Genomic DNA, 23014 nt, shown 5'->3' with positions numbered 1-23014 from the left:
CATGAAGACACAGATAATCAAACCTACCTTTCTGTTAGGATTTCTCTTCGCGATTTTGTTTTGCTTCTTCGGGTGTAGTGCTGATGATAATCGCTATGGTTTTACCCCAACGAATCCCAATTTAGCACTGGCACAAAAGGATTTTGAAGTAAGCAAAGAAAAGGGAGAACTAACCGTGAGTTTTGAGTCCAACTTACCTTGGCGTATAGAGTCTAATGACAATTGGATCGCTTCCAACCTCCTTCGAGGTGATGCTGGAAAGCATACCATAACAATTACCTACGACAAGAATTTAGCTTTAGCAGATCGCGTAGGATCATTGACCCTTAAAATTACGGATGACAGCAAAGAAAAAATTACGATTAAACAGGATAAAGCAAGTCTTGATGATACTTATACTCATTACTATGTAAAAGAAAATGGTACAGGTGATGGAAGTAGTTGGGAACAAGCGACAACCTTAAATCAAGCGCTACAACTTGCTCTAAACAACAATGATATCATTCATATTGCAGAGGGAATACATTATCCTGGCACACATGAGCTAATTCCCGATACAGCTGATAAGGACAAAACGTTCTTGATTCAGGCCAACATCAAGCTTATTGGTGGTTATCCCAAAGATGCTACTGTGGGAAGTAAGCCAAATCCTCAAGCACAGACGATTCTTTCTGGAGCGAACCAAAGTGTACATGTTTTGACAATTTTGGCTCAAAAAATAACTGGTTTAACGGTAACTTTAGAAAATTTAACTGTTACAGAAGGAAATGGAGATGCAGGAGCGAGTAATTTAACCGTAAAAGGATTTAGCGTTCCTCGCGATCATGGAGCAGGTATCATCATCATGGAATCTGCGGTAACAATGAACAATTGTAAAGTAATTAAAAACCAATCTGGACGTCATGCAGCGGGAATTTTCGCTACACAAAAAAGTACAGTAACAATTACGCATAGTGTTATCAACGAAAATGTGGGACTAAACAGCAACTCCAATGGGGGTGGAATTTTCGTCAACAATTCCATGATGCAGCTATCTTTTACTGATGTTTCTTTCAACAAAGCAGGTGGTGTATCTGGCGGAATCCAAACCTTGAATAATTCGGAAATCAACCTCACCAATGTAACGGTTACAAATAACCAAGCCAATAGCAATGCTGGAGGATTTTATCACAGAGGAAATTCGAAATCGGTGGTCATCAATTCCTATTTTTACAACAACACCGCAACAGAAGGAGGAGGAATTTCTACGCATGATGGTGCGGTATTGCATTTGATTAACAGTACTTTGTACAGAAATGAATCCAAAAAATTGTATGGTGCCATCAACAATCAAGCAAACAATACGGTTTATCTCTATAACAGTTTGTTGTTTGACAATCCTAGTACAGCCAATAACAATGGAATCAATCCTGCGGGTACTTTAACTGTTACTCAATCAGCTATACAACCTCAACTCTTTGGGGAGGAAAATGTAATGTCTGGATCTTTTACCGCTCAAGATCTCCAAACGGCCAATCCTTTACAACTCATGCCGAGTAGTGCAGCTAGTCCGATTGCAACGAAAGGAATGAATGGAACCGAATTAATGGAACTGCGCAATAGATTAGGTATAACTATCCCTATTGATGTATTTACTTCTGATTTAAATAACAAATCAAGAGAAGGTAGCAATACCATGGGCGCTTATCGCTTATAACCGATTATTTTTTCTATCACTTATATCATGTAAAGCCATCCTCATTATAGGGTGGCTTTACTTTTATGCTTTACTAGGTTTTCACCTGGTTAAAAAAATACAACTCAATGCTCTTCTTGGTATCACCGTTTTCGCACCTCCAAATATTCCAATTGCTCCTCTGTAATTTATATGTAATTTTGCACGACAAACAAATTCAAAATCATGTCGACTCCTGATGTAGCTTTTAGACGATTTCAATCGGATATTTCACGAATCTCTAAACCCGAGAAGTTTACTTTTCCCTTTTACTATGAGCCTCATCCATTGAGTATATTAGCAAGTGAGGAGTTACAACGCGAATTGGAGTCTCATGTTTTACTTGCCCCTTTGTTTGATGCAGCAAATCCGGAATGTTTACCTGCGGGCAAAATGTTTGGCGTGTTGATTGTAGAGAATCAAGCGGGTGAATTGGGCTATCTACGTGGTTTTTCGGGAAAATTAGGTTCCTATACGCATTTGGAAGGTTTTGTTCCTCCTGTCTTTGACTTGTGGAATAAAGACAGCTTTTTCACGAAAGAAGAAGCGATTTTAAACGCCATCAATGCGCAAATTGAAAAACTGCAAAAGGACAGCATCTATCAACAAGCCAAGGAATTACTTCAACACCAAATTGCCTCGGAGAAAAAAGCAATAGCGGATAAAAAACAGTCGCTCAAGCAATTGAAAAACGAGCGCAAAGTACTCCGAGAGCAACAAGAAAGTCAACTTACGCCTCTGGAGTTTGAAGCGTTTAATGATGATTTAATCAAACAAAGTTTACGCGATAAACACGAATTACGCGTCTTAACGACCTCTTGGCAGGAACAAATCGAAGCGACTCAACAGCTTATTCGCGATTTTGACACGCATATCAATAGCCTAAAAGAAGAGCGAAAGCAAAAGTCGAATGCCTTACAACGTCAGCTTTTTCAACAGTATCGCTTTCTCAATTACAACCAAGAAGAACAAGATTTACTCGATATTTTCGAAAAAACAGCGCTTCAACAGCCTCCTGCAGCAGCGGGGGATTGTGCAGCTCCTAAATTATTGCAATACGCTTACCTCAACGGATATAAACCGTTGGCTATGGCTGAATTCTGGTGGGGAGAATCCCCTAAATCGGAAATTCGAAAACACCAACATTACTACCCTGCTTGTCGAGGTAAATGTGAACCCATCTTAGGGCATATGTTACAGGGATTGAACGTGGATGACAATCCACTGCTTATCAACCCAGAACTACAACGTCCTATTGAAATTGTTTATGAAGATGAGGACTTTGCTATTGTCAATAAGCCAGAGGAGTTTCTAAGTGTTCCGGGGATTTATATTCAAGATTCCGTTTATGAACGCATGAAAATACGATATCCCAAAGCAACAGGACCGATTATTGTTCACCGTTTGGACATGGCGACTTCTGGTATTTTAATCATAGCCAAAAACAAAGAAGCACATAAAGCCTTGCAAAGTCAGTTTATCAAAAAAACAGTAACCAAGCGCTATGTGGCTTTATTAGATGGAATTGTCGAAGGAAATGAAGGTTATATCGACCTACCTCTACGCGTCGATTTAGAAGATCGCCCGCGTCAAATGGTATGCTTTGAACATGGTAAACCCGCTAAAACGAAATGGGAAGTCATCGAACGAAAAAACGGAAAAACCAAAGTATACTTTTATCCGATTACGGGTAGAACCCATCAATTGCGCATGCATGCCTCCCATCCGATGGGATTGAATACCCCTATTGTAGGGGATGATTTATATGGTAGTAAGAATACGCGTTTATTTTTACACGCTGAATCCATTACGTTCAAACATCCTAGAACGCAAGAAACAGTTAGCTTCCAAGTGAAAGAGGGATTTTGATAGGAAAATGAGATTTGTGAGGAGCGTTCTTTGTGAGGTTTGTTGTAAGAGGTTTTTGTTTCTTTTTTACCCTTAAAAAAAAGAAAGGATTGCCCATCGGGAATCATCTAGTTACTTGGCAAATTGCCATTTGCCACTACAGTTTTTTTTCACCCTCTCACCACCTTACCATCTCATCGGGAATTATCCAGTTACTTGGCAAATTGCCATTTGCCACTACAGTTTTTTTTCACCCTCTCACCACCTTACCATCTCATCGCCTTACCTAATCATCTCATCCCAAAAAAATCCTTATCTTTAACTAAAAACGAGGGTATGCCAGATAAAAAAGCACAACTACGGTTACACAAACGAATTGCAACGGGACTATTTCTAATCATGGCGATTGTATACCTAGTCATGGTGTATCTGCTAAAATACAGTCTGGCGAATTGGATGGGCTATGTCAAGGCATTTGCTGAAGCAGCTATGGTAGGGGCTTTGGCGGATTGGTTTGCGGTGACGGCTTTATTTCGTCATCCCATGGGATTAAAAATTCCGCATACCAATTTAATTGAAAACAAGAAAAATGACATTGGTGATAATCTAGGCAACTTCGTTACGGAGAATTTCCTAACGCCAACAACCATTCGCCCGTATATTGATAAGCTACAAGTGGCTCCCTTTTTATCAACTTGGCTCAATCAACCTAAAAGCCAACAACTGGTAGAACGAGAGCTGGTTTTCTTGATGCAATCCATTATTGAGGATCTCAATGAAAAACAAATCATCGATTTCTTGACTAAAAAAGCACAACAGGGCATCAATCAAATCAACCTGCAACAGTTTGTCGCCCAAGGGGTACGTTATGCTCTAGATCAAAATGAACACAACCGTTTGATTACTTTGGTTTTACCCAAAATTCAGATTTACGTGGAAGAACATCGCACGGAAATTTACAATCAGATTATAGAGAAAAAACCGCTTTTGGGGTTAGTAGGTGGAAAAACGGTTACGAATCAATTAATTAAAGGATTACACGCGTTCTTGGAGGATATTCAGACCAATGAACAGCATAAAGTACGAGAGGAAATCACCTTGCAATTGGCCCAACTCGCCACGGATCTCGAAACATCACCTGTTTGGAAAGAGAAATTACACGATATCTTACATCAATTTGTTACGGAAGAGGTCATCCATCACTACTTGACCGATTTTTGGCAGACGTCAAAAAAGGCGCTGCTTACTCAGCTCCAAGAAGAAGGTTCGACTGTGCGCACTTATATCAAACAAACGATTCAATCTATCGCGCAGAACATTGCACAAGATCTCGATTTACAACAGCGACTCAATCACTGGACGCAAGTAACCTTATACCGATTAGCTTTACGCAATACCCAGGAGGTGAGCACCTTAATTCGAAATACGGTAGATCAATGGGATGGCCGTGAACTCAGTCATAAGTTAGAACTCGAAGTGGGTAAAGATTTGCAATTTATCCGAATTAACGGAACGTTAGTGGGTGGATTAGTAGGTTTACTGATTTACTGTTTAACTCAATTTTTGTAAGCTCACAAAACGACTGCGAATGTGATCCGTCAACATTTTCTGTACTTGAGGATCGGATTCTGTTTGCTTTAAGAAATCAAAATAAGTTAATATTTCATCTGTTCGCTCTGACGAAAGTTGGATATTGGCTGTACTTAAAAACGTATCAAAAGAGATATGTGCTGCACATACATAGTCAAAGAGGTATTCTTTTCCTCCTCGTTCTAAGAGTTCTTGGGCTAAAATATGATAGTTTTGAAAAACAGAAAAACTCACTTGAGCGACTTTGCCCAATTCAATAAATAAATCGCGAATCAAGTCAAGATTCACCGTGTGAATCTGATCGCAAACGATGCTTGCAATTTGTTGTCTAAAGATGTAATTCTCATCTTTGAACTTCGCGCCAAATTTTCCGTTCCATTTTAGTTCCAACCAATCGCGATCTGTTGCGTTATAATTTGTAATAAACGTCTGGATTCCAACATGCTCTACCGACATACTCCCTTTTTTTAATTCTATTTTTCCCCTAGGGCTAAGGTAAGACATAAATTTTGGTGTTGTTTTCTGTTGGGCGATTATTTTTAGGAAAAAGATGACATCATCCGATAAATTGAATTATACCTCCGGATCCTTATTTGTTTTATGGATGATTCAATATAATTGTAATTTTCGCATCACTTATTAAAAACAACAAAGCCACAACAAGAATACGTATATCCTTTTAGCTGTGGCTTTGTCGTTTTAATTTATAAGGAATTTGATTTTATTATCTAGAAGCTTTTATTCTCTTTTAGTATAGACTCTTATATACTTTAATTAAGATTCTAATGCCTTTAATCTAGTCTTTAAGTCATCTATTATAACATTCTGGGCATTTATTAAACTTTCCATATACTCAATAGTACATAATTTCCCATTTGTTTTTTTATCTACTGCATTTTCAGCATTGTAAATTAAGAAACCATCACGACCGATAATCATTCCCCCTTTGAATCCTACACCTCTGGTTTTATATAATCCTATATTCTCCTCTACATCAATCGTAGCTACTCCACCAACTACTCCGACTTGCGCTAATTTATTATTATTCATATTTCTAAAAACTAGAGACAATGGAGTAATCTCTAATGAACTCTCTCTACCTGCATCTCTATTACTAACATTAAAAGTATTAGAGTTAATATGAAAAGCCACACCGTCTTTAGCCTCCAAATAATGCCTGTTGCCAAATAGGAAACCTAAAGGGCTTAGACCAATCGTTGGCTGATTCATAATTCCTCCCATTGTTTTAGAAACACCTAATTTCAGCGAACCACCAGCGGTTTTAGAAATTGTGTATTCATCAGCCGTCGCCCCAACTGAGCTAATTGCAATATTTCCTTTTCCAACAATTGTTTGACCATTTACTGTTTTCAATTGATCAACTTGTACGTGTTTTCCCATAATTATATAATTTCTCTTGTTGAAATTGTTAAATCATTTTCAACTGAGATTTCAACTATTTTCCCCTCGGGTGTTTTCATTTTTATTTTAGTAAATATAGCTTCAGAAAGATCTATTTCTCCTTGCTCATCTGCTACTTGATTATTGACAGAAACAACCATGGTTGAACTGTTGTTCACTGCCTGGGTAGGAAAAGTAAAAGTGTGATTTACGTCTTTACTTTCGTCCTCTGCTTTTAAAGAATAAGGTGTTAATTCAGTAAAGGCAGGTGGCACTCCAGACTCTAAATATGGACTTGAAATAAGTATTTTCCCTCCAACAGCATCAAATGAGCCACTATTGTTACTTGAAGAAGAAATATGTCCCGGTGACATCGATACACCACCTTCTTCACTTACCCACATCATATATGCATAGTTCACCATCATACTTGGACCACTACCACTACCACTGTCAATAGAAAATCCCATGTCATTAAATTCTATTTTACTTCCAGCAGCCCTTGCCTTAAAAAGGATAGGACCATCATCTATATATATAACGCGCCCCCATTCATCCTCATCAACTACCCCCACTTGTAGAGCACCTTCTTTATCTAAGGAAATTGATTTTCCATCTAATTTTATAGTAGATACTATCTCAATATCTCCCTTACCGACAATAGACTGACCACCTATTGTTTTTATATTTTCTTCAATGATATGTTTTGCCATACTATTTCTAATTTTCTTACATTATTATCCCCACCTTCTTTGCTAGCATTAAAATAAATGAAGTCAAGGAACGATGAATCTTATTTCTTTTCCATTGAGGTTTCTGTAAGCTTTTATTTTACAAAAAAATTGTTTCTGTTTATTAAGAAGGAAATTCAATATAAAATGATTTTCCATCAACTTCAGTAGGTAAAATAGAAGCATACTTTTCCTCAGCACCTTCTGGCAAGTTCATTGTTGTAATTACCTCTCCATTTTCATCAATCAAAGAAACCGTTATATCATATAAATAGTAATCTATAAATTTAGCTATAGGCAAAAAAAGATCTCCAAAAGTATTCCCCATTTTCTCTCTATCGTATTTATAAACAGACCTTTGAGGCGGAAAAGAACGAACAAATTTTTCATACTCAAAATCTCTTCCTCCTGTTGCTGGTAGAGTAATATTTCCCTTTTCATCTGCTCCTTGATTATTGACGGAAACGACCATGGTTGAACTGTTGTTCACTGCCTGCGTAGGAAAAGTAAAGGTGTGATTTACTTGACCATTTTCATTTTTAATTTCTAAAAATAAAGGAGATAATGTAATTCCTCCCTTAGTAATTCCTTCCTCTGATTTAGCAAGGTTTATCTCTCCATTACCAAATTCAACTGCATTACCGTCTCCTTGCAAGGATATAAAACCTGGAGATATACCGGTAGTACTAGTTTCATTAAATAATTGAAGCAAAGCAGTTGATAAATGCATATAAGGCCCATCCTCAAAATTTATCTCTATCGAAGATCCTGAAAATGAAGTTTGACCTTTACTGAATTCATCTCTAAATATCAATTCTTGATCTGTTATATCTATTACCCTAGCCATCTGACCTTCACCTACTTTTCCCAGTTGAAGTTCACCATTCTCAGTCAAGGTAATCGTTTTATTATCCACTTTTACTTCTGCGGAGCTAATCTCAATATCTCCTTTTCCAACAATAGACTTTCCGCCTATTGTTTTTATATTTTCTTCAATGATATGTTTTGCCATATTCCAATAAATTACTTGCGTAAAAACAACTTGTTTCCTTTCTTTTACAGATCAGAAACAGGTTGTTATTTTACATTATTTCTATATTCTCGACTAACTATGCTTCTTGTACAGTAATTAATGTTCCATTATCGTCTACTGTCAACTTGAAGATTGTTCCATTAGGAGATGTTAATACAGCTCCCTCTATCATATCCTGCAAACGCTCTATTTCACTTACTACAAAATCCTGATTTGCTTTTTGCATTAATTTATCCGTAATTCCATGTGCATTAGGATCATTAAGATGAGATTCAAATACCGTTTGATCCGTTTTTAATCCTAATTTTTCAGTGATTCCATGAGCATTCGTATCTTCCACATGTGTTTGAAACAAAGGGGCATCTAGCTTATGCTGTAACGCGCTTGATATTCCTTCAATAGCATTCATTGGAATTTTATCCTCTTTATGCCAAAAACTATCTATCCATTCCCAAAATTGTTCTTGTGGCGGTTTTTTACCATTGCTAAACCAAGTCTTTAAAATATTTCTTTTTGCCATTTGATTATCCTTTAAACATTATAAATGCCAGAGCAAAATAAGGCGGTCTATTCTCATGCGATTTAGAACCTCCTGTTTCATTGATTTCTAAACTATGTGAATGCGCTCCACCTTCAACCGTAACTCTATTTACCCATTCAGCAGAAGAACCAGAACCAAAAACGGATCCGCCAGCTTTATATCCAATACCTAAAAATGTATGTGAGTGTTTTCCAGCTTCTTTCGTAGTTCCCGTATGCTTGTGAGATGGAATTTGATCCACGGTTAAAGCCACTTCTTTTGCTCCACCTACATCAGCAATTGAATAATCCTTTCCTGCTCCAACAATAAAACGATCTCTTAAATCAGGAGTTCCATTTTGTCCATTACACAAAACCCATCCTACAGGAAGATTTTGAATAGCACCGCTCCACATCGAAATTAACCCTACTGGTACCACAGCTTTCGTCAATTCGACCATCGGTTTGATTCTCGGTAAAGAACTAAAAGGGATTCCCTCTCCTGTCGTTAATTGAGCATATCGTTGATAAATCACAGGTTTACTTGTAGCATCTTCGAAAATTTTATTTTCAATCGTCTCACGTACAGTAACGGTAGCTCCAATAAAATTTCCCGATCCTTTAAAGGGCAGTATTTCTCCATTGATTACTACTACTCCATCGGAAATATTAACTCCGACAGTATTACACCCTGATAGGATACAATTTTTTCCCACAGCTTCTCCCAGTTCATTAAAGAGCTTATACGCTTCTTGCATTGCATCCAACATATTGGTTGACAAAGGGAAACCTCCTGTTTGATTAAAATTTATATTATTCATTCCATTCAATTTTAAAGCGTTTAGACGCTAATTTGTAATAATTAATGATGGCTTCTACCTCATATTGTACATACACACTCTTAGGAATTTGTACGATAAAGTCAACCGATGTATCCGCATAATCTACATCTTGATAAAGCGCTATTGCCCCTAGATACCTTGTTTTTAATTCTGGTTCTGTATAGAGATACGTTCTGTTAAACTGATTTCCATCTAAAATCTTAATTCTACGTTGTGTTGGGTCAAATTTATCATTGAGTATTTTACGTAAAGAGCAAACTTGTCCATTATGCTGTAGATTGTAAAAAGTATCTTGTCTCTTTTGCACAAAATCATATTGAATCTGTCGAATAGGCTCTAGCATAGCCTCCAGCCAAGCAATTAATCCTACTTTGCGGAGGGATATAGGAAGCATCAATAAGATTAGCTTCTTAAAATCAATATTATACCACATAGTTAATTCCTGTAAATGATTCAACTTTAAAGTAACCCGAGACTGGTAATCGCTTGACATCTATGCCCGTAAATTCACCATAACCACCTAAAGAGGGATCAATCCATTTACTTTGAGCAGCGTCAATTTGAACAATCTTTACGCCTTCTGTTTGCTCAATTTTATTGGCTAAATCCTGCAGAATCAATTCTCCATTAAAAGGCAGTTCCTTCATAAATTCTAAAATTGCTTCTTGCACTGGATACTTCCCTGTAAGAATACTCATTCCTCTATCTGTCAGCACCAAAGGATCTCGAAAGATGCGCATCGACAATTGTAAAATATCAGGTTCATAATTCACAACCGTAATTGCGACACCCGCATATTTTATTTCGGAAAAATAAGCCTTGAAAGCTTCAAATTCAGCCGCTGTAATTGGGGTTAATTCCTGCTCTTTTTCTGTGGCTATTTTAACAACTAAGCGGCTTTCTGTATCTGCATCAACCACAGCAGCATATTTGACAATCTTACTTTCTTCTATTTGCTCTGCTCTTAACCCTTGATTATTAAATTGATCTGAATCTGCAATCAACTCTACTCCATACTGAAAATCCAGTGCTTTTCTTCTATACCATTTGGACGTTCCTGGCTTTAATTCTGCTAGCTCTTGATCAACCTCCTTCTTGTGATGGTCAAAAATTCCTTCCAATAACCAAATACTAAAAGCAATAATATCAAACCACAGATTTTCCAACGATACTTTACTGAATTGCTGCGCAAAAGATTTATTTGTATCTAATCCATATTTTTCGATGATAACTTCATTCTCTCGGAATGAATCCGTCATCACTGTTTTTATTTCTTCTCTATTTCTCATACTCCAACAATAAAATCTTTATTAATCGCCCAATAGCTAATACCTTCTTTTACAACCTCTTCTACTGCACGATAACCTGTTGCAGGAGGGTACATCCTATACGTTGATATTACACTATCTTGTATGGGTCCTGCCACTTTATACTCTTTTCCAATGGAAAAATCATCTGTAATCGACACGTCATTGGCCAAGGCCATGATTAAGGTATTATTGATCGTTCCCGTACTCTCTAATACAAGATCTAAAAAGCATTGTTCATTTTTAATTTTTATAGTTTGCATCAATGACAAAGGGTTTATTAGGGAATAAGTCCAATTGATAGACCACTAATTCATCGAGAGCAAATTGTTCGCGGATTCGATGTCTCCATTCGAGGTAATCGTGATCCAAAAGCATATTGCTCAAACCAACGCCCAAGGTTGGATTCGCTTTCCATTCTCCTGGATGTGTAATGAGAATCAATGACTTGTTTTGTTCTACAATATCATCGACCACCATGCCTTGCACAATTAATCCTTGAGCATCGCGTTGTACCTCAACGTGTATATCCATAAAAGCAGCATGCTCTTTATCTCCCTGAATCTGTATTCCAATATTTTTACTCATTTTATCGTTCCTTGTATCGTTCCTGTTACTGCCCCACCTGAATTTACTAACCCACCTAAATACTCAATCTCACCTTCTTTTACATAGGCATCAATAGTCGTTGCTAAGCGTTTTGCAAATTCATCAAAAGAGTTTTGTTCTCTTTGCATCATATCTTCAAGCAATTGCTTGATTCCCTTTTCTAGTTTACTCTTATCTAAAGCCATACTTTACTCCTTTTACGTTAGTTAAACAGTGTTTTAAAATCGCGTTCTAGCTGTTGGACTTTTTGTTGCGTGGGTGGTAAGGGTGTTCCTGAAGGACCAGTTCCTGTGCTAACAGTCAACGTTTTGATTGCCTCACACAGGTTGGCTAATGTTTGTCCAAGATCTACTTCATCCACAACAATACTCACTTTATCTTCTAAGGTGATTTGCATAGACTCCTTGATGATTTCAATCTTGGCAACCTCATTGATCTGTACAACAAATAAATTATTCAAATCTCCACTTTGAGAGAAAACAATCACATCACTGCCAATTTGAGGTGTTAGCAATAGTTTGTGATCAGCTCCTGTTTGTGTAGCTTTAAGTCTAACTCCATTCAACTCTAATCCACTAGCGAGTTGAATGGAACACATTTCTCCTTTTACCTGTGTGACTTTAGCAGTAAAAGGAAGATTCCACATATCTCCAACAATTTGCTGGATGAATTGCCTTATATTTTTTGCACTCATCTATCCTAATTTTATTCCAGGTTCAATCGTTCTTACCCCTCCAGATGCGCTGAATTTTGTTTTTACACCTGCTACATAATAAGAGCCTGTTCGTTCTGGATATTCCTGATCAATGATTGTAGCGGTATAACCAGGTGTAACCACTGGAATTAACCACCCCGTAAACGTTCCGTTCAAGCGATCTGAAGTCTTTTTCTTCCATATAGCTTCTGCTAGCTCTTGAATATCTTTTTCCTTTACATTGCCTATTTTCAACGACAACTGATCTCCTCCACTGTCCCCAACTTTGACTTGTTTCGCCGTACCATTTGAATCCGTTGCTTCAATAATAACCTCTACTTTTTTATCTGCTCCTCGCACATATTCTAAAGAAGAAGTTTCTACATTTTGATGCATCGAATACTTCTCATCTCCAAGCTTATCGACATAAACTAAAACAACATATAAAACCTTGTTCATCGTATCGAACCAAACATTAGCTGCTAACGTATTTTGAATCTGTTTTAGAATATCATACCCTGTTTTATTGTTGATGGTAAACGTTTCATACGTGAGATCATACTTACAATCTATCGTATAGGTAGGGTCAATTTGATTACTAATATGAACCAGTAGTTCTTTTAATGTTATATCTTGAAATTGCTCATTTTCCAAGCTCTTTCGATAAAGAAATAGAGCATCTTCACATTCAATCACAATCGAACTATTGTTATACACAATCTTGGTTACATAGCCTCTAAACTCCTCATTTAATTTATCATCATACCCTAAACATACCGTAACTTCTGTTCCTCGTTTGATATCTTCTTGAACAAATAAAGGGGCATTGAAACGATAAAGGGGTAAGGTGATCTTACAAGTAGCAGCTAATTTCTCTACTGATCGTTCAATCTCAATCGCATCCAATAGATTGAGATTGTACGTCTTTCCTTCCTCAGTTTTAAAACTGACTTGATAACACATCGTAAACATCCTATTCTACAAATAATTTTTGAGGCACATCTGATAAGGCTTTGATTTTATAAGCCAATACATTTTCACCTTGTATGAAGGGAAAACTAAACTCCTCAATAGCAATATGGCTAATCCCTAAAAGTTCCAAAGGAGGAGAGGACACTTTAATTTCTTTTCCTTGTAACAAGAAGTATTTCAATTGTTCAAATTCTCTACGTGGAAAAGTCATCTCATAAAGCCCTATTTCTAGTTCCCCAAATATGGCTCCTTCAATGGTGATACTATAGTCATCTGTACTCCAGCGTTCTTTCACTGAACCATAGGTACTTCCCGAAAATTTTTCATTATACTTCAGTACTTTGCGTTTTACTATACTATTTTTTCCTTCGATAGTAATTTGAGGCTCATATGGTAAAGTAAATTTCGGGCCTCCATCAACAGATAAAGTCAACGGAAAAAATTGGTACACTGGAAGAATTCTATTTCTTACTTTATTGACAGGAAGCTGTAAGTCATTCGAAGAATTCTTTATTTCTACTTTATTTTCCATAGCCTCAAAAGAAGGTGCTTCTTTAATAATATTTGTTCCTAATAAGGAACTCAGTATCATATCATTCATCTTAATTTCCTACGTTTACAGCCGATCCTAATAAGCGAAGTAAAGCATCTGTTACTTCCCCTTCCATATCCTCTACAGATTCTTGGAATCCAGCTTTGTTAATATTTACAACTCCGATTAAATCATCCATATTAATGGTGATATACGTGTGTTTGGTCCCTCCATTTGCAGTGGTTGAGGCTGCTGCAACATTATTTTCGGTAGATGGTACTACTTTGATATCCGTTTGTACTTTTTGCCCTACTGCCACTCCTTTAGGAAGCTCATTCATCCCTAGTTTACTTTTCATTTCCTTGACAAAATCTTCTAGCGTTTTTTCATTCCAGCTAAAAGATCCAAAGGCTTTCTTAGTTGATTCCCAGGCAGCAGCAAAATCACTAACCATAGCAGTTCGCGTTTCAGCTACTTCTTGTCTTCGATTTTCAATGCGCTCTTCGATGATTTTAATTTCCTGCTGAGCAGAATCATCCCCCATTAACGATTTAAACTTATACCAGCCGATACGCAGAGCATCAATCCCATTCATAACCATTCCAGAAAAATCCAACCACCCTAGTTTGAAGGCATTGAGCATACCACTCCAAAGAAACTTTGCTGTTTGAGTCGTGTGTTCCCACGCTTCTCCCCAACCATCAATTTTGTAAATTAAATATCCGATTAAGGCAATCACAGCAATAATACCTGCTACAATTAAATTGGTAGGTGTAAGTTTCAACACCAAATTCAGAACCTTCTGTGCCAAGGTTAACGCTTGAACCACCTGAGTTACAAGCTCCCCCCATTCTTTCATTAAGATTATTGCATTCGTAAGAGTTCCTAAAACAGATGCTGTAACTAGTGATAAAGCATTTCCTTCTGATAATTTTTCTATCAATCCACCAGCTCCATTTATAGCCGCTTCAAAAGCAACTCCACCAAGTTCACTCAATTTCTCACCAACACTATCTATTACTTCAGAGAAAAAGGTGACTCCTTCTCCTACAGTTTCTATAAAAAGCTCCCAACCAGTACGCAATTTTTCTGTTTGTGTATCATCTCCCTGAATAGGAACGTCCAAACTACCTTGTGGGAAATTAACTTGAATGTCTACCTTTATTGCACTTCCCATACTCGAAATCACTTTAGCTAAAGCATTGATTTCTTCTGTATATTGTTGAATGAGTGTAATATTCGCTGGATCAATCCAATCACGTTCCTGTTTTAATTGTATGAGTTGATAAGTCAGTACTTCTACTGATCCTCCCATGCTTCTCAATAAAGTAGTTGTTGCAATACTTTCCACTTGTGTTCCTTGCATGCTACTTACAACATCAGAGATAGATCCTCCTAATTGTTGCATCACGCCAGAAGTATTATCCTTTACTTCTTCTATATATTCTGATAAATTAGCCATGTCCTCCTTTTGATTCTTCTTTTCTTATCCATTCCAACTCTCTAAATCGATGCGCCCATTCCCATAATTCCATATCGTAAGGTTCTAGCTTCAAGTAATACCGAATAGCACCGTGTACTTTACGAATACTGCTAATCCATTGATCTAACGCCTTGTAGTATTCTTCCTGGGTTAGCTGTTTTCCTTTTCCAGAAGAAGAAGTAGGAGAAGTCATACGGCGCTCAAATAGTGCTTCTCCTAAAGCTTTTCCACCTCAACACGCTCAATTTCAACAACCATCATCATCTGAGAAGCAAAGGCATTGACTTTATACTCATCTTCTCGGATATCTTCATTAAGTGCTAACAAACAAGCATCAAACAAATGCTTATTGTATGAGATGAATTTACTCTGTGCCAACATCGCCTGTCCATATTCAATCTCTTTCATTGTTGGTCTACGAACAATGGCGTACACGCCACTATCTGACTTCAATTTATGTACAATTTGATGCTGTTGTTTGAACATTTCAATTTGTTCTGGAGTTACTTCCCCAATAAAAACTTTATTCATTTTCTGTGATTTTTTGTAAAAAAAGCCTCCTCTTTACGGAGGCTTTTCTGATTATTTATACTTTTTAAATTCCGCTTACTACACGTAAGGCTAAAAATGGAAGTGTAATTTCGGCTTGTTTATCTCCTTGTTTCCACTCTCTCACATCTTCTGTGAAACGAATACCCAAAATACGATCTGTACGCATTCCTTCTCCATCTGATGGATCTCCATAGTTCACAATTGCATCCAAATGTAAAGTCAACAAACTTTGAGTTAATGCTGATTTTTGTAAAGCAATCACTTCACTTTGCAATAAAGTAATCTCTCCATCTACAGCAACGTTCCCACTTTGAATCGAGTGCGCATAGCGCCCTTTACCATAACTTGCGATACGTTCTACTTTTTCTCCATACTTAATTCCTGTAATCCCTACTACTTCACGATTACCTAATACGAGTGAAATATCACCCCATTCATACTCACGGCCTCCTACAACTACCATATTAATTTTGATTTACGGGTACAAAACCCAATTCTACATTGATAAAACGATTATACCCTAATGGGCGAACTTGTACAGCCATCTTGATCTGTCCTGTACTAACAACATTGTGTTTTAAATCCACTTTACAAACCACGCCTCTATCATTTGGATTTGCTACATCTACACTCAATTCTCCAGCTGTAGTCATCGCGTTATAAATAGCGGACTCTACACTGTTTTCAATTGTTTTTGCATAAATTGGGCTGATTGAACCATCTGCCATTACATTGCTATTGTCTAATAAGAAATCTAGCATTGCGATGTAAACAAGACGGAACGCTTTGTCGATGGTTCTTCTTCTTGTAATGTTGCGATAGTCATCTGTTTCACTCGTTGCTAACACATCATCAATCATAAAGTACCCTGCTTTTCCTTGGTGGAAACGGAAAGAATTATATCCTTTGTCGTTCAATGCTTCTACGTCATATTGATCCACAGCTGTATCGCCAATAAATAGCGTTAACGGTTTTAATGCACCATCTCGCACGCGTCCCATATTTACTTGAACTCCAACAGAAGACAATCTTCCCATAACAACACCTGTAGCAGCCCCTTTACTGTCTTTCTCAGTATCTCCAAGCAACACAGCAATACGGTTAAAGTTTTTCTCAGTTAAGTTTTCTAAGGCTACTTTATCCCCGTCAAAGGCATATCCCTCAAGTAAAACAAAGAAAGGAGCGTATACGCGTTGGGTATAGTTTTCAGCTACTTGTTGTGCCAAAGACATGGCCAATGTCACCTCTTTATCCAATCCTTTTGCCACTGTAATTTCAACCGTCGCATCTGGATCATAAGCTGTAAATAATCCTCTCAACTTTCCTTGCGCTGCATTCAATAAGGTTTCTGCTAAAACAATGCCTTCTTTTTCATCAAACCAATCAGATAGCTTCGTTTTCTTGTCAATTCCCATCAACCATAACTCTGCCCCATCACCAGCTTCTGCGTAGAATTCTTTTACTGTTTTGTGCAATTTACTATTGGTCGAATCTGCTAAAATCCCCAACGCCACTAAATCGCGAATCGATTTTAACTGATAAGCTTTATTTAATTCGAATGTATCCGCTACAGCAACTGCAGAAGCTAATAATCCGAAAACTCCATCGGGAGAAGAAACCACCTGTCCTAGGTTTCCATTTTGAAATTGTATATTAATCTTTGGTAACATAACTTTTATTTTTTCTCATTTCTTTCTATTCACTACAATTCAATTCATTAGAAGTATTGTAGCACTCCTTTCTGTTTTTAACAGCCCCTGGTGACTGTTCATTCTCGTTTCTCTTTTTCAACTTTTTCCTTTTTATCCACAATGCCATTGCTTACCTTCTTGATTGGAAAATATAGCCTCCGCTACCTATTGCAAGCAACAACAGAAAGATTCGACCTAACCACAGTTGAGTAGATTGCCACCAAGATAATTCGAGCGGTACAGGCACGGGAATTCTGACTTCTTTCACCGTTTTTTCTTGAATGTATTGGTCTTTCCATTCAAAAAATAGTCGTTGAGCTTCCACGTGGCAATCGACAATCAACTTATTTCCATGGATTTGGACAGCTGGTGGTTGCAACACCTTTTGTTTACTGCGCTTGATATTCGCATCTTTCACAACGATTTTATTGCCTTGTATCGCAAGTTCCGCTACATATTGACTTTGATCTGCTTCTACTTGCCATAGCGTGTCTCGTTTTACTTCTTCAACTGTTCGTGTTACTTTTTCTGTGGATGTAGGTTGGAGACTGATGACTTTCTTGTTGCTAGAACAACTGGAAACTCCAATAGAAAGCATCGCTACACTCACCACAAACAGATTTCGTTTACTCTTTTTCATGGATTTACAATTCTTTAAAAAGGTCGGATAAACCCTTTGTTGATTGAACTAATTTTTCTTGTCTTTTCTGCCACGATATACCCTTCTCGACTGGCCTCATCATTTGTATTTCCTTCAATTGTTCGGATTGAATCCCCGATTACCTCTACCACAATTCCTGTATGTCCCATTCCTCTTCCGAAATCCATAATAAATACATCGCCTGGTTGAGGAGTAGTCACGCGAAGCTTTTCACGTGAGTTCCATTGATCCAAAACGCCTCCTGTCTTTTTAAGGGAATTTGACACACCGTAATCTTGACAAACTTCTTGTACACACCAGTAAACGAAAGCCATACACCAAGCATATCCCTCCCCGAGGCCCACACTATTTAAATACTTTTTCACTCCCGGGCCTTTGTTATTCTTCAAGGGCCACTCTTGAACTTTTACTTGACTTTTTGCCTGTACGATTAATTGCTTGGATCCTGTCATTCTCGCTTTCCATTTAACTGTTTATACTTTCTCAATTCGGCTATCAACTCCCTATTTTGCTTTGCTAAAATCTCGAGCCTTTGCTCTAAATTTTTAATCTCTAGCCTTGCTGTATTTAGCTCGTCAATAGCTTCTCGGTGTAAATGAGAGGTATTGTATAATTCGGCTGTTGCTTCCTTCAACTTATTCCCTAAATCATCTACATATTCTCTATAATATTTCAGTGACTTCTCTACATTTTCCAATTCCGAAGCTTGCACTTCTACTTTTTTCTTTTTTCGAGTCGCCCACCAAGTGGCAAGAGAAGAAACCAAACCAACAACTGCTACAATAAATGTCTCATTCATACATGAACTGTTATTATCAGTGAGATGATTTTGAAAAACAGTACGAGGTACACTAGATTTTCTTGTCATGAATTCGAAAACCTTCATACAGCGTTTTGATTCTTTTTTATTGTACTTTTACTTTGTTTAAAGTCCATGGATTAAAAGCACAACTCCGTTTTTACTTCCTAGTACTTGGTGTTTATCCAAGCATGATATCTTCTAGTTATTTCAATTGGATTACGTATTTATCTTCACGCTTATTTGGTGTATACCGCACCTATTTCCTTATCATCTCGAGAACAAAATTGCGGCATTTTGGGTAGGTATTCAATTCGTTGTTTGGCATCCAAACACAAGTGTCCGATTGCGAAACAATAGTGTTCAATCTCCCTACAATTCTCTCCTATTCAAAGCCCAAAAGCAATCAAAAAAGAAAGTATTTCCTCCAAGAAACAAAGACATAAAAAGAGACTGACTTTCTTTTTCTCACTTAAAAAAAGACATAAAAAAAAAGAGAAGAATTTCTTTTGCTACTACCATTAGTAACAAAAGAAATTCTTCTCTTTTTTGCGTCTTTATTTTTACAATCAGCAAGCTGATTCTTTCTAATCCTTACAACAAATTCAATTGTTTACATTCCTCTTCTACCCGCATTAATTCTTTGTGTACTGCTGTACCTAGAACCTCATATAATGTGGTTCGAGAAATAGGGTAAACAGGATATATATATTTACGCCATACCACACTCACGGGTATATCAGGCGTCTTATGCTCATTATACAAATCTAATATAAGTTGGTATCGACGTAGTTTATTCAATGTACGTCCTAATTGTTGTGACTTCATACAACCAAAATCATTTTCAGTATCAAACACTTTTCATTGTGTTTTTATACCCATTAAACATTTTTACTTTCCAACTGTACAACTCGACACACTCCAACATGAATCCTACAGTTCTTCTCCTTCTTTTCCTTTTAATTTTTTATTTTCTTACGTCTCAAAAAAATTAAATAGCCTATTTATTTCCTGCTCTGCTTCTTTCTCTCTTGCTTTTTATCTCCCCAGATTAACATCGAGACAAATCAATCAAAACATTTTCCTTTCACTCTTTATCTTTTGAGTGCCTGTATTTTTTCTTCAATTGCTTCATTCACCTGATAAGGGCGTAATTCTTCCTCTGATTCCATACTCAATAAGTATCCTCTTTCTTGATTGATTACTATACGTTCACCTGGTGTAAAGTATCCGGTGTTAGCTGTGGCTTTTAAAACCTCATAAAGCTCCATTTCTCGCTGTAGATTTTGATTCATCTTGTCGTGTTTTTAATTGTTTTTCTAATTTCTGTTTGTCTTGTAAAATCAGTGTGTAATTAGGATGGCTACCGTTGTATTTGAGCCATTCTTCCAATTCCCTTAGTTTCTGTGTGAGTTGGCTAGCTGTCATATTCGTTGTGTTAAGTGGAATGGAACATTGATACATTTCGCGACATAAATCGCAAATTCAATTAAAAAGCGCCTATATTTTCGCATCAAAGAAGTTGTAATCGTATCATTTCTCGTAGGTACTGAACGAAATTCTTCGTTAAAATGCATTGTGGTGTTGATTTTTTCCATATATTTACTCGCTTTTAGGTTTGATCTTCTTGTACAAGACAAATATGCGACAATTTTAGTAAAAAACAAATAATTTTGCGATGAATATAGTAACAACAAAGGAAAGAATACTACAATATATTGATTACAAAGGAATTAGTATTAGTGAATTCTTGAGAAGTACCGCTATAAAACGAGGATTTTTAGACGCAGATAAATTAAATTCTGCCGTTTCTGATATTTTTGCAGCGAAAATAATCGCGACTTATAGTGATTTAAATTTAGAATGGCTAATCACAGGTGAGGGTCAAATGCTAAAAGAGAATAATGGTCAAGCAGACGACCTCATTGCGGAACCCACTGTATCTTTCCGAAAAACAGCGGATCCCATCAAAGACTTTCAGAAAATCCCTCTATTTAATTCTATGGCAACCATGGGGTTATTGCCAAAATCCAACGGGGATTTTGACGATGAGTTTATTGTCGATTATTTAAGTGTTCCCAATCTTCCAAGTGTTGATGGGGCACTCTATGCCACAGGAGATTCGATGTACCCTTTATTAAAAGCAGGTGATATTGTTGCTTTTAAGAAAGTGGATGTTGATATCAACAATATTTTCTTTGGTGAGATTTACATCTTATCCATCTATATTGACGATCATTCAACCTACAAAACGATAAAGTTTCTTCAGAAATCAGAAAAAGGAGAGGCTTATGTGCGATTAGTGAGCCAGAATCAACATCACCAGGATAAAGACATTCCCCTAAATAAAATCGCAGCTATGGCGCTTGTACGTGCTTCTATCCGAATTCACAATTAAAAAATATAGCCAACAAAAAAGGAGTAATAAACGTGGTTTATTACTCCTTTTGCTATTTGATCAGGTCCTTTTTATTGTACCATTGTTTTTAATTCTTCTAAACTTACCGTTTGTTGTTCTCCTGAAGCTAGATTCTTCACTGTATACTTTTGGTGTTGAATTTCTTCACTACCCGCTAATACAGCAAATGGTATGCTTTTCTTATCGGCGAATTGAAACTGTTTTCCCATTTTAGCTTTATCGGGATAGATTTCTGTTTTAATTCCCGCATCTCTCAATTGAGCTACAGCTTTCATAGCATAACTCATCTCTTCTTCTCCTAGATTCAAAAACATCACACGAGAGGAAGCATTTACTGTTGCTGGGAATAAATCCAACTCTTCCATTACCAAGTAAATACGATCTAATCCAAACGAAATTCCAACTCCACTTACATCTTTCAATCCGAAGATGCCCGTTAAGTCATCATATCGTCCACCACCACCAATAGAACCCATTTGAACCGTTGCAGGTGCTCCGATTTCAAAAATAGCTCCTGTATAGTAGTTTAAACCACGCGCTAAAGTCACATCTAAATTCAAAGTAGCTGTTGATAATCCGATTTGAGCAATCTCTTTACCAACAAAAGCTAATTCTTCTACTCCTTTTGTTCCTTGCTCAGATTCAGCTAATAATTGACCTAATTTTTCAATTTTCTCTTCAAAACTTCCTGTGAAGTTAAATAACGGTTGAACTTTCTCAATAGCCGCAGCTTCGATACCTTTCTCCATCATTTCTTTCTTCACTCCATCTTCACCGATCTTGTCTAATTTATCTAACGCAACGGTAAAGTCAATCAACTTATCACTTGCACCGATTACCTCAGCAATACCTGCTAATATCTTTCTGTTGTTTAATTTAATTGTTACCCCATGAAGACCCAATGCCGAAAATACGCGATCATAAAGTAAAACTAATTCCACTTCTTGCCACAGTGATTTTGAACCAACCACATCGGCATCACACTGATAAAACTCTCTATATCTTCCTTTTTGAGGGCGGTCCGCACGCCAAACAGGCTGCATTTGGTAACGCTTAAATGGAAAATCTAACTCATTCTGGTGCATTACGACATAACGCGCAAAAGGCACGGTTAAGTCATAACGCAAGGCTTTTTCTGAAATTTGATTCGTCAACTTCAAGCTGTTTTTATCTGCTAAAAGTGCCTCATCTACTTTACTCAAGAAATCTCCTGAATTTAGTATTTTAAAAACCAATCGATCTCCTTCTTCTCCATATTTCCCCATCAGAGTCTCTAAATTCTCAAAGGAAGGTGTTTCAATAGGATGGAAACCAAAATGCTCAAAATGATGACGGATTGTTTGCATAATGTACTGTCTTCTTGCTACTTCAATCGAAGAAAAATCTCTTGTCCCTTTTGGAATACCTGGTTTCTTTGCCATTTTCAATTAATTTTCAAATTATCTAATGCTACAAAAATAAGTATTTTTAATTAGATATGGGAGAAGAGTGGGGGTTTGTGCTTTGTTCTTTGTGAGGTTTGTTTTTTGTTATTTGTGAGGTTTGTGCTTTGTGAAGTTGCAAGATTAGCTGAGATAGAAGGTTTATACCTTTTTTATAAGGAATTACTAGTCCTAT

30 protein-coding genes are annotated in these 23014 nt (G+C 37.0%); 4 read left to right on the top strand and 26 right to left on the bottom strand.

The genetic code is table 11. The features are described 5' to 3' along the window. The first annotated feature begins 1 nt into the window (after window position 1). From ACUTSE_RS09840 to ACUTSE_RS09830, 3 genes are all read left to right on the top strand, one after another. The gene (locus ACUTSE_RS09840) at window positions 2-1696 is read left to right on the top strand and encodes a BACON domain-containing protein (protein ID WP_445640094.1); all 1695 of its coding nucleotides are present in this window, start codon (window positions 2-4) and stop codon (window positions 1694-1696) included. Between the two features lie 204 nt (window positions 1697-1900). Continuing rightward, entirely contained in the window at window positions 1901-3583 is a 1683-nt protein-coding gene (locus tag ACUTSE_RS09835; RefSeq protein WP_445640093.1) for a pseudouridine synthase, read from the top strand. A 315-nt stretch (window positions 3584-3898) separates the two neighbouring features. Further along, the gene (locus ACUTSE_RS09830; RefSeq protein WP_445640092.1) at window positions 3899-5131 is read left to right on the top strand and encodes a DUF445 domain-containing protein; all 1233 of its coding nucleotides are present in this window, start codon (window positions 3899-3901) and stop codon (window positions 5129-5131) included. On the opposite strand, the gene ACUTSE_RS09825 is transcribed toward ACUTSE_RS09830, so the two are convergent. From ACUTSE_RS09825 to ACUTSE_RS09705, 25 genes are all read right to left on the bottom strand, one after another. Continuing rightward, window positions 5114-5608, bottom strand: a complete 495-nt coding sequence (locus ACUTSE_RS09825; protein WP_115092732.1) for a hypothetical protein — start codon at window positions 5606-5608, stop codon at window positions 5114-5116. The genes ACUTSE_RS09830 and ACUTSE_RS09825 overlap by 18 nt on opposite strands. 318 nt (window positions 5609-5926) lie before the next feature. Next, window positions 5927-6553 carry a hypothetical protein gene (locus ACUTSE_RS09820; protein ID WP_445640091.1) on the bottom strand — a complete coding sequence of 209 codons (627 nt, stop codon included), beginning with the start codon at window positions 6551-6553 and terminating at the stop codon, window positions 5927-5929. Window positions 6554-6555: 2 nt separating this feature from the next. Then, on the bottom strand, window positions 6556-7266 hold the full coding sequence (locus ACUTSE_RS09815) for a hypothetical protein (protein WP_445640090.1): 711 nt from the start codon (window positions 7264-7266) through the stop codon (window positions 6556-6558). A 142-nt stretch (window positions 7267-7408) separates the two neighbouring features. Next, on the bottom strand, window positions 7409-8296 hold the full coding sequence (locus tag ACUTSE_RS09810; RefSeq protein ID WP_445640089.1) for a hypothetical protein: 888 nt from the start codon (window positions 8294-8296) through the stop codon (window positions 7409-7411). A 97-nt stretch (window positions 8297-8393) separates the two neighbouring features. Further along, window positions 8394-8837: a hypothetical protein gene (locus ACUTSE_RS09805; RefSeq protein WP_445640088.1), complete on the bottom strand. Its 444-nt coding sequence runs from the start codon at window positions 8835-8837 to the stop codon at window positions 8394-8396. Window positions 8838-8841: 4 nt separating this feature from the next. Next, complete coding sequence (locus ACUTSE_RS09800) at window positions 8842-9657, bottom strand: hypothetical protein (protein ID WP_445640087.1); 816 nt, start codon at window positions 9655-9657, stop codon at window positions 8842-8844. Next, window positions 9650-10111: a hypothetical protein gene (locus ACUTSE_RS09795; RefSeq protein WP_445640086.1), complete on the bottom strand. Its 462-nt coding sequence runs from the start codon at window positions 10109-10111 to the stop codon at window positions 9650-9652. Before ACUTSE_RS09795 ends, ACUTSE_RS09800 begins: the two co-directional genes overlap by 8 nt. Continuing rightward, window positions 10101-10967, bottom strand: coding sequence for a nucleotidyltransferase (locus tag ACUTSE_RS09790; RefSeq protein WP_445640085.1), 867 nt, complete (start codon window positions 10965-10967; stop codon window positions 10101-10103). Before ACUTSE_RS09790 ends, ACUTSE_RS09795 begins: the two co-directional genes overlap by 11 nt. Beyond that, window positions 10964-11248 (bottom strand): hypothetical protein, encoded by a 285-nt coding sequence (locus tag ACUTSE_RS09785; RefSeq protein WP_445640084.1) that lies wholly within the window; start codon window positions 11246-11248, stop codon window positions 10964-10966. The genes ACUTSE_RS09790 and ACUTSE_RS09785 overlap by 4 nt, the downstream gene beginning before the upstream one ends. After that, window positions 11229-11573: a hypothetical protein gene (locus ACUTSE_RS09780; RefSeq protein ID WP_353102366.1), complete on the bottom strand. Its 345-nt coding sequence runs from the start codon at window positions 11571-11573 to the stop codon at window positions 11229-11231. The genes ACUTSE_RS09785 and ACUTSE_RS09780 overlap by 20 nt, the downstream gene beginning before the upstream one ends. Next, the gene (locus ACUTSE_RS09775; RefSeq protein ID WP_445640083.1) at window positions 11570-11779 is read right to left on the bottom strand and encodes a hypothetical protein; all 210 of its coding nucleotides are present in this window, start codon (window positions 11777-11779) and stop codon (window positions 11570-11572) included. The genes ACUTSE_RS09780 and ACUTSE_RS09775 overlap by 4 nt, the downstream gene beginning before the upstream one ends. A gap of 17 nt (window positions 11780-11796) precedes the next feature. Further along, entirely contained in the window at window positions 11797-12288 is a 492-nt protein-coding gene (locus tag ACUTSE_RS09770) for a hypothetical protein (protein ID WP_445640082.1), read from the bottom strand. Continuing rightward, window positions 12289-13251 (bottom strand): hypothetical protein, encoded by a 963-nt coding sequence (locus ACUTSE_RS09765; protein WP_445640081.1) that lies wholly within the window; start codon window positions 13249-13251, stop codon window positions 12289-12291. Window positions 13252-13261: 10 nt separating this feature from the next. Continuing rightward, complete coding sequence (locus ACUTSE_RS09760) at window positions 13262-13852, bottom strand: DUF6046 domain-containing protein (protein ID WP_445640080.1); 591 nt, start codon at window positions 13850-13852, stop codon at window positions 13262-13264. Window positions 13853-13862: 10 nt separating this feature from the next. Continuing rightward, entirely contained in the window at window positions 13863-15254 is a 1392-nt protein-coding gene (locus ACUTSE_RS09755) for a hypothetical protein (protein ID WP_445640079.1), read from the bottom strand. Beyond that, entirely contained in the window at window positions 15247-15468 is a 222-nt protein-coding gene (locus tag ACUTSE_RS09750; RefSeq protein WP_445640078.1) for a hypothetical protein, read from the bottom strand. The genes ACUTSE_RS09755 and ACUTSE_RS09750 overlap by 8 nt, the downstream gene beginning before the upstream one ends. Before the next feature lie 23 nt (window positions 15469-15491). After that, entirely contained in the window at window positions 15492-15806 is a 315-nt protein-coding gene (locus ACUTSE_RS09745; RefSeq protein WP_353102360.1) for a hypothetical protein, read from the bottom strand. Between the two features lie 64 nt (window positions 15807-15870). Further along, window positions 15871-16290 (bottom strand): hypothetical protein, encoded by a 420-nt coding sequence (locus tag ACUTSE_RS09740; RefSeq protein ID WP_353102359.1) that lies wholly within the window; start codon window positions 16288-16290, stop codon window positions 15871-15873. 1 nt (window position 16291) lies between these two features. After that, window positions 16292-17497, bottom strand: coding sequence for a DUF2586 family protein (locus ACUTSE_RS09735; protein ID WP_445640077.1), 1206 nt, complete (start codon window positions 17495-17497; stop codon window positions 16292-16294). Between the two features lie 151 nt (window positions 17498-17648). After that, window positions 17649-18158, bottom strand: coding sequence for a hypothetical protein (locus tag ACUTSE_RS09730; RefSeq protein WP_445640076.1), 510 nt, complete (start codon window positions 18156-18158; stop codon window positions 17649-17651). Window positions 18159-18172: 14 nt separating this feature from the next. Further along, window positions 18173-18631 carry a CHAP domain-containing protein gene (locus ACUTSE_RS09725; RefSeq protein WP_002990542.1) on the bottom strand — a complete coding sequence of 153 codons (459 nt, stop codon included), beginning with the start codon at window positions 18629-18631 and terminating at the stop codon, window positions 18173-18175. Then, a complete protein-coding gene (locus tag ACUTSE_RS09720; protein ID WP_002990540.1) occupies window positions 18628-18978 on the bottom strand; it encodes a hypothetical protein in 351 nt (116 codons plus the stop codon). Before ACUTSE_RS09720 ends, ACUTSE_RS09725 begins: the two co-directional genes overlap by 4 nt. A gap of 594 nt (window positions 18979-19572) precedes the next feature. Then, the gene (locus ACUTSE_RS09715) at window positions 19573-19806 is read right to left on the bottom strand and encodes a hypothetical protein (RefSeq protein ID WP_036462901.1); all 234 of its coding nucleotides are present in this window, start codon (window positions 19804-19806) and stop codon (window positions 19573-19575) included. Between the two features lie 266 nt (window positions 19807-20072). Further along, complete coding sequence (locus tag ACUTSE_RS09710; protein ID WP_445640075.1) at window positions 20073-20273, bottom strand: hypothetical protein; 201 nt, start codon at window positions 20271-20273, stop codon at window positions 20073-20075. Continuing rightward, window positions 20236-20406: a hypothetical protein gene (locus tag ACUTSE_RS09705; protein ID WP_259189533.1), complete on the bottom strand. Its 171-nt coding sequence runs from the start codon at window positions 20404-20406 to the stop codon at window positions 20236-20238. Before ACUTSE_RS09705 ends, ACUTSE_RS09710 begins: the two co-directional genes overlap by 38 nt. 250 nt (window positions 20407-20656) lie before the next feature. On the opposite strand from ACUTSE_RS09705, the gene ACUTSE_RS09700 reads away from it, so the two are divergent. After that, the gene (locus ACUTSE_RS09700) at window positions 20657-21376 is read left to right on the top strand and encodes a S24 family peptidase (protein WP_445640074.1); all 720 of its coding nucleotides are present in this window, start codon (window positions 20657-20659) and stop codon (window positions 21374-21376) included. A gap of 71 nt (window positions 21377-21447) precedes the next feature. Here ACUTSE_RS09700 and hisS read toward each other — a convergent pair whose 3' ends face one another. Further along, window positions 21448-22818: a histidine--tRNA ligase gene (gene hisS / locus ACUTSE_RS09695; protein ID WP_445640073.1), complete on the bottom strand. Its 1371-nt coding sequence runs from the start codon at window positions 22816-22818 to the stop codon at window positions 21448-21450. Between the last annotated feature and the right edge of the window lie 196 nt (window positions 22819-23014).

This window comes from Myroides sp. TSA_177.3 (genome assembly GCF_052691955.1).
The sequence above is the reverse complement of the archived record's forward strand: the minus strand, read 5'-3'. Positions and strand labels throughout refer to the sequence as shown.